Annotated in this window: 6 protein-coding genes; 3 read left to right on the plus strand and 3 right to left on the minus strand. The window is 67.6% G+C overall.

Annotated features, from left to right (window positions below; translation table 11 throughout):
- Window positions 1-3: 3 nt before the first annotated feature.
- Together JHC36_RS02990 and JHC36_RS02995 are read right to left on the minus strand one after the other, a co-directional pair.
- Window positions 4-1200: an acyl-CoA dehydrogenase gene (locus JHC36_RS02990; protein WP_287915652.1), complete on the minus strand. Its 1197-nt coding sequence runs from the start codon at window positions 1198-1200 to the stop codon at window positions 4-6.
- 27 nt (window positions 1201-1227) lie between these two features.
- Entirely contained in the window at window positions 1228-3696 is a 2469-nt protein-coding gene (locus JHC36_RS02995) for a GspE/PulE family protein (protein ID WP_287915655.1), read from the minus strand.
- 106 nt (window positions 3697-3802) lie between these two features.
- On the opposite strand from JHC36_RS02995, the gene msrA reads away from it, so the two are divergent.
- Window positions 3803-4363, plus strand: a complete 561-nt coding sequence (msrA, locus tag JHC36_RS03000; RefSeq protein WP_287915658.1) for a peptide-methionine (S)-S-oxide reductase MsrA — start codon at window positions 3803-3805, stop codon at window positions 4361-4363.
- A gap of 19 nt (window positions 4364-4382) precedes the next feature.
- Here the strand turns inward: msrA and JHC36_RS03005 are convergent, their stop codons facing one another.
- Window positions 4383-5282, minus strand: a complete 900-nt coding sequence (locus tag JHC36_RS03005) for an EamA family transporter (protein ID WP_287915661.1) — start codon at window positions 5280-5282, stop codon at window positions 4383-4385.
- Between the two features lie 115 nt (window positions 5283-5397).
- On the opposite strand from JHC36_RS03005, the gene JHC36_RS03010 reads away from it, so the two are divergent.
- Together JHC36_RS03010 and JHC36_RS03015 are read left to right on the plus strand one after the other, a co-directional pair.
- The gene (locus JHC36_RS03010) at window positions 5398-6090 is read left to right on the plus strand and encodes an ABC transporter ATP-binding protein (protein ID WP_287915664.1); all 693 of its coding nucleotides are present in this window, start codon (window positions 5398-5400) and stop codon (window positions 6088-6090) included.
- Window positions 6087-6607: ABC transporter permease (locus JHC36_RS03015; RefSeq protein WP_287915667.1), on the plus strand; the 521-nt coding region annotated here is incomplete at its 3' end. The genes JHC36_RS03010 and JHC36_RS03015, both read left to right, overlap by 4 nt.

A 6607-nucleotide genomic window follows, 5' to 3' on the forward strand; every position in this document is an offset into this window, starting at 1 on the left:
ACCTTAGAAAAACGCTTGCAGACCCGTCCGTGCGCGGCCGAGGATGAGGGCGTGGATGTCGTGGGTGCCTTCGTAGGTGTTGACGGTTTCCAGGTTGATCATGTGGCGGATCACGTGGTATTCGTCATGGATGCCGTTGCCGCCGTGCATGTCGCGTGCCATGCGGGCGATGTCGAGCGCCTTGCCGCAGGAATTGCGCTTGATCAGACTCACCATCTCGGGTGCGGCCTTGCCCTCGTCCATCAGCCGGCCCACGCGCAGGCAGGCTTGCAGGCCGATGGCGATTTCGGTCTGCATGTCGGCAAGTTTTTTCTGGATCAGCTGGTTTTGCGCCAGTGGCCGGCCGAACTGCTGGCGCTCCAGCGTGTATTGACGGGCGCGCAGCCAGCAGTCTTCCGCCGCGCCCAGCGCGCCCCAGGCAATGCCGTAGCGCGCCTTGTTGAGGCAGCCAAACGGGCCTTTGAGGCCGGCGACATTGGGCAGCAGATTTTCGGCGGGAACGAAGACCTCGTCCATCACGATCTCGCCGGTGATGCTGGCGCGCAGGCTCATCTTGCCCTCGATCTTCGGTGCCGAGAGGCCTTTCATGCCTTTTTCGAGGATGAAGCCGCGGATGCTCTCCTGCCCGCCCACCTGGCCGGAGGCGTCTTCGAGTTTGGCCCAGACCACGAACACATCGGCAATCGGCGCATTGGTGATCCACATCTTTTGTCCGCGCAGCACATAGCCGCCGTCGACCGGCTTGGCACGGCTGAGCATGCTGGCCGGATCGGAGCCGTGGTTGGGCTCGGTCAGGCCGAAACAGCCCACCCACTCGCCGCTGGCGAGCCGCGGCAGGTATTTCTGCCGCTGGGCCTCGCTGCCATAGGCGTGGATCGGGTGCATGACCAGCGAGCTCTGCACGCTCATGGCGCTGCGGTAGCCGCTGTCGACGCGCTCGACCTCGCGCGCAATGAGGCCGTAGCTCACATGGTTGAGGCCCGCGCAGCCGTAGCCCTCGATCGTCGGGCCGAGAAAGCCCATGGTGCCGAATTCGTTCATGATCTCGCGGTCGAAGCGCTCATGCCGCGCGGCCATCAGCACGCGCGGCTGCAGTTTGTCTTGGCAAAAGGCGTGCGCGGCCTCCGCGATGGCGCGCTCGTCGTCGCTCAACTGCTCGGTCAGCAGCAGGGGGTCGGCCCAGGGGAAGGCGGTTTTCATGCGGGGGCTCCTCGAGGTGAAACAGGGTCAAAGATGGCTGGTGTTGGCGCGGACTTCATCGAGGCTCGTCAGACCCTGGAGGACCTTGAGGATGCCGTCTTGCCGCAGGGTGCGGAAGGCGCCCGCGCGCATCGCCGCATGTTGGATCTGCTGCGGGGCGCCGCGCTGCTGGATCAAGCGGCGGATTTCCAGGTTGACGCGCAGCAGCTCATGTAGCCCCACCCGGCCCCGATAGCCGGTGTGGTTGCACGCGGGGCAGCCGGGGCTGCGGTGATGCCGCAGCGGTGATTCGCTGCCGAGTTGTGTCTGCCAGTCCTGCCGTACCGCCTGAGCGGTCGGTCGCAGGTCGTCGGGGAAGCCCAGCAGGTAGTCGTCGACCAGTTCGGTCAGCATCTCGGCACTCAGCGGTTCTGCCACGCGGCAGTCTGGACACAGACGGCGCACCAGGCGCTGCGCGAGCACCGCGAGCAGCGAGTCCGAGAAATTGAAGGGGTCCATCCCCATGTCGAGCAGCCGCGTGACCGTCTCGGGCGCGCTGTTCGTGTGTAGCGTCGACAGCACCAGGTGGCCGGTCAGCGACGCCTCGACCGACATGTGCGCGGTTTCGATGTCGCGGATTTCACCGACCATGATCACATCGGGGTCGGCGCGCAGAAAGGCGCGCAAGGCTTTGGCAAAGGTCCAGTCGATCTTGGGGTTGACCTGAACCTGACGCAGATCCGGATTGGTGATTTCCACCGGGTCTTCGGCGGTCCAGATTTTCCGCTCCGGCGTGTTGATGTGCTGCAGCAAGGAGTGCAAGGTCGTCGTCTTGCCCGAACCCGTCGGGCCGACGCACAGAATCATGCCGTAGGGCCGTTCGACCGCTTCGCGCAGCGTGGCCAGATTCGCCGGCGCGAGGCCCAGCTCCTGCAGCGGAACGGGCTTGGCCGACGCCAGAATGCGCAAGACCACGTCCTCGGCGCCGCCGAAGGTGGGAATGGTGGCCACCCGCAGCTCGATGTTTTGCCCCGGCACGAAGCGCGCGAAGTTGATCTTGCCGTCCTGAGGCTTGCGCCGCTCGGAGATGTCGAGGTCGCACATGATCTTGATGCGTGCGACGATCGCGGCGCGGTAGGTGTGCGGCAACTCCATGTAGGGTTCGAGCCGCCCATCCTTGCGCAGCCGAATGCGCACCTTGCGCCGGTTCGGAAAGGTCTCGATGTGGATGTCCGAGGCCCCTTGCTGGTGCGCCTCGATGATCAGGGTGTGGATCAGCCGCACGAGCTGGTTGTCGCTCTGCTCGATCAGCGGCTCGTGCTCCTCGTCGGCGGGCGCTTCGAACTGTTCGAGCTGCTCGAGCAGCTCGCCGGCCTTGAACGCGGCGGCGTCGTCGGGCCATTCGACGACGCCTGGGGCGACTTCGGGCGCACCGCCCAGCCGGCGGTAGACCTCGGCGATGTCCCGCTCTTGAATGGGCGCGGCAGCCAACGCCGCGACGACCTTGGCCTGAGTCGCAAATTCGATTTCATCGAGCACGCCCTGGCGGGTCGGGTCGTCGCTGGCGATGATGAGCGTGCCCGAGCGCCACAACAGCGGCACGATGCGCAGACGTCGGGCCAGCGCAAACGGCACCCGCCGTACCGCTTCGGCATCGATCGGGAACTGCTTCAGGTCGACGATGGGGTAGCCCATCTTGCGCGCCAGCGCCACCTGCAGGTCATGGCGCGAGAGCTGCCCCGAACGCACCAGGATTTCGCCCAGCGGCACGCTGCGCTCGGTTTTTTGCCGCTCCAGCGCTTCTTCGAGCTGTTCGGGCGTGATCATGCCCAGACCGGTCAAGGCCTCGCCCAGACGCACGAGGGGCATGCGCGCCTGCGCCTCCAGCGCCTCGAGGAGTTGCTCCGGCGTGACGATTTTTTCGCTGACGAGATAGTCGCCGAGCTTTCTTTGCCGCAGGCGGTCCTGCTCCTGCAAGGCTTGCTCGACCTGGGCGGGCGAAACCACCTTCTGCGCCACCAGCACTTCACCCAGAGCCGCCCCGATCTGCGCCTGAGCAATCACCCCCCGCGGGATGAACACGCGGCGCACGCGGTCGTGCTCGTCGATGGGCTCGAACAGGAACAGGCCTTGCGGCGTGTCCGTGTGTCCGATCGTTTCCCCCTCGAACACCGTCTCATCCCTCAGCCGCACGCGGTAGGGCAAACGGGCGCGGTATTCGACCAGTTGCGCCTGGGGCCCGGAGCTCGCAGACAGATGGTCCGGGCTCAGCGGCGTGAGGATGCGCAGTCGGCGGAACATGGAGAACTGCACCGGCAGGCGCGCACGCGAAGGCGGAACGCGTATCCAGGCCGTCTCGGCCAGCGGATCGAAGCCCACCAGCAGGCAGCGGCGGGTCTGGCCGTTCAAGCCTTCGACCTCACACTCCCATTCCCCCTCGACGCCTTCGGCCTGCGCGTAGCTGGCAAAAGGCGGCAAGGGCCACTCGATCGTGGGGGCAGGCGCGGCGGTCGTCATCGGGGCTTCAGGCGGGCACATCGGCGGGGGTGGAGCAGGGCAGGCGCTGCGCGATTATGATGGCCGACACCCTGTTCTGCCCAGCCTAGCGTTGATTGAAAACCCCATGAACACACCGCAGCCCCTGACGCCTTCCGAGCCGCAAACCCTGGTGCTCGGCGGCGGCTGTTTTTGGTGCACGGAAGCCGTGTTCAAAGAGGTGCGCGGGGTGCTCGATGTCGAGTCCGGCTACAGCAATGGCCAGGTCGAGCGGCCGAGCTACGAAGAGGTGTGCAGCGGGCGCACCGGTTGCGTCGAGGTGGTGCGCGTCGTCTACGACCCGGCGCAGGTGTCCACACGCGAGTTGCTCGAGGTGTTTTTTCTCATCCACGACCCCACCACGCTCAACCGACAGGGGCATGACGTGGGCACGCAGTACCGCAGCGGCATCTACTACACCACGCCCGAGCAGCGCGCAGTCGCCGAAGCGCTGATCCGTGAGATGAGCCAAGACCATCTCTACCCAGCCCCCATCGTCACCGAGGTACTGCCGCTGGCGAACTATTGGCCGGCCGAGGCGTACCACCAGGACTACTTCGAAAAGCATCCCACGCAAGGCTATTGCCTCGCCGTCGCCGCGCCCAAGCTGGCCAAGTTCCGCCAGACCTTCGCGCGGCTGGCGCGCTGAAAGCCAGGGCAACGCTGAATCAATCCCGCTGAACGAGGGATTCGCGCGCAAGCCAGCGCGCCCGCGCGTGCGGCCACAGGATGATGAGCGCGAGCCCCAGCAGCACCAAGGCGGCCGCGCCGAGTTTCCATGGTGGCAGCGGCTCGCCGAGCCAAAACGCCGAGGCACCCATGCCGAACAGCGGCACCAGCAAAGCCAGTGGCGCGACCGACGCCGCCGGGTGTCGCGACAGCAGCCAGTTCCAAGCGCCGTAGCCAAACAGCGTGTTGCCCAGCGCCTGCCAGGCCACCGCCGCCCAGGCAGCGGCCGAGGCGTGCTGCACACCGGTCCACAGTGCTTGCGGACCCTCGAACACGAGTGAGAGCAGCGCCAGCGGCGGCGCGGCAAAGGCGCTGCTCCAGCCCATGAAGCCCAGCATGTCCACGCGCCCGGCTGACTTCGCCACCAAGTTGGCGCAGGCCCAGAAAAACGCCGCCAGCAACACCAGCGCGAGGCCCAGCACGCTGAGCGTTGCATCCACATGCCCGGCAATCAAACCGAGTCCGCCGACCGCGCAGAGCAAGCCCACGATCTGGTAGGTCCGAACCCGCTCGCCGTGCAGCAGCATCGATAGACCAATGGTGAAAAACACCTGCACTTGGATCACCAGCGAGGCAAGCCCCGGCGTGATGTGCCCGCGCATGGCCAGAAACAGCAACCCGAACTGCCCCACGCCCAGCAGCACCCCGAACGCACCGAGCGTGCGCCAGCGCACGGCGGGCCGACGGATGAACAGCATCCACGGCAGCGCCGAGGCGGCAAAGCGCAGCGCGGCGAAAGCCAGCGGCTCGAAGGCATCGAGCCCGTAGCGGATGACGACGAAGTTCGTGCCCCAAACCGCGACGACGGCGAGGGCGAGCAACAGATGGGTCCAGGGCATGCGCAGGGCGTTCGGCGGGAGGGGTGAGCGCGCAGTGTAGGTGGTCTGGGCGGGCAACGCGGAATCCGTTCCCGAGATGCGCGGCGCACGACGGGGTGGATTAGCATTGCCGGTCATGATCGAGACCCAAGACCTTGGCTACCAGTACCCCGGTGGCGGGGTGCTGCGCTTTCCCGATGTGCGGCTGCCCCAGGGCGGCACGCTGTTGCTGCGCGGCCCCTCGGGCAGCGGCAAGTCCACCTGGCTGGCGCTGGCGGCGGGGCTGCGTCGACCCAGCTGCGGTGAAATCATCGTTGCGGGGCAGGCTTTGTCGGGGCTCACGCCGCGCGCGCTCGACGCCTGGCGCGGCGCGCAGGTCGGTGTGCTGCCGCAGCGGCTGCACTTGAGCGCCGCGCTCTCCGTGCGCGAGAACCTGGCGCTGGTCTATTGGGCGGCGGGGCTGCCCAGCGATGAGGCGGCCATCGACGCGGCCCTGGCGGCGCTGGGCCTCTCGGCGCTAGCGGCGCGGCTGCCGCGCGAACTGTCGGTGGGTCAGGCGCAGCGCGTGGCGCTGGCGCGGGCCATGCTGCGCCGACCGCGGGTGCTCTTGGCCGACGAGCCGACCGCGAGCCTCGACGACGCCGCCTGCGCCGAGGCGCTGGGGCAGCTTGCCGCGACCGCGCAACGCTGTGGGGCGACCTTGGTCATCGCCACCCACGACGCCCGCGTGCATGCGGCCTGGCCCGACGCGCGGGTGCTGTCCTTCGCGCCGGTGTCGGGCGATGTGGCATCGGGCGGCTTCGCCCCCGTCCAGCGGGAGGCGGCATGAGCACGCTGCGACTCGCCTGGCGCAACCTGTGGGCGCAGCCGCTCACCGGAGTGCTCAACCTACTGCTGCTGACGCTCGGGCTGGTGTCGGTGGGGTTCGTGCTGCTCGCGCGCGGCGCACTCGAACAGGCGTTCCAGCGCGACCTCTCGGGCATCGACCTGGTGGTGGGCGCCAAGGGCAGCCCCATGCAGCTCATTCTCTCGGGCGTGTTCCATATCGACCAGCCCACGGGCAATGTGGCGCTCTCGGAGGTCGAGGCGCTCGAGCGCCAGCCGCTGGTGGCCGAGGTGATTCCGCTCTCGCTCGGGGATACAGTGGGCGGCTTTCGCATCGTCGGCACTACGCCGGCTTACCTGGCCCACTACCAGGCCAGTTTCGCGCAGGGCACCGTGTGGTCTGCGCCGATGCAGGCGGTGCTGGGCGCACAGGCGGCGGCGCGGCTGGGGCTGGGCGTGGGACAGCGCTTCGTGGGCGTGCACGGGCTGGGCGGCGGCGGTCACGCCCATGCGGCATCGCC

The sequence above is a fragment of the Tibeticola sp. genome (assembly GCF_022759015.1).
Classification (GTDB): Bacteria; Pseudomonadota; Gammaproteobacteria; order Burkholderiales; family Burkholderiaceae_C; genus Tibeticola; species Tibeticola sediminis.

Excerpts from the sequence above, each read along its gene's own strand:
- JHC36_RS02995 (WP_287915655.1), bottom strand. The coding sequence starts at position 3,696 with ATGACGACCGCCGCGCCTGCCCCCACGATCGAGTGGCCCTTGCCGCCT.
- JHC36_RS02990 (WP_287915652.1), bottom strand. The coding sequence starts at position 1,200 with ATGAAAACCGCCTTCCCCTGGGCCGACCCCCTGCTGCTGACCGAGCAG.
- msrA (WP_287915658.1), top strand. The coding sequence starts at position 3,803 with ATGAACACACCGCAGCCCCTGACGCCTTCCGAGCCGCAAACCCTGGTG.
- JHC36_RS03010 (WP_287915664.1), top strand. The coding sequence starts at position 5,398 with ATGATCGAGACCCAAGACCTTGGCTACCAGTACCCCGGTGGCGGGGTG.
- JHC36_RS03005 (WP_287915661.1), bottom strand. The coding sequence starts at position 5,282 with ATGCCCTGGACCCATCTGTTGCTCGCCCTCGCCGTCGTCGCGGTTTGG.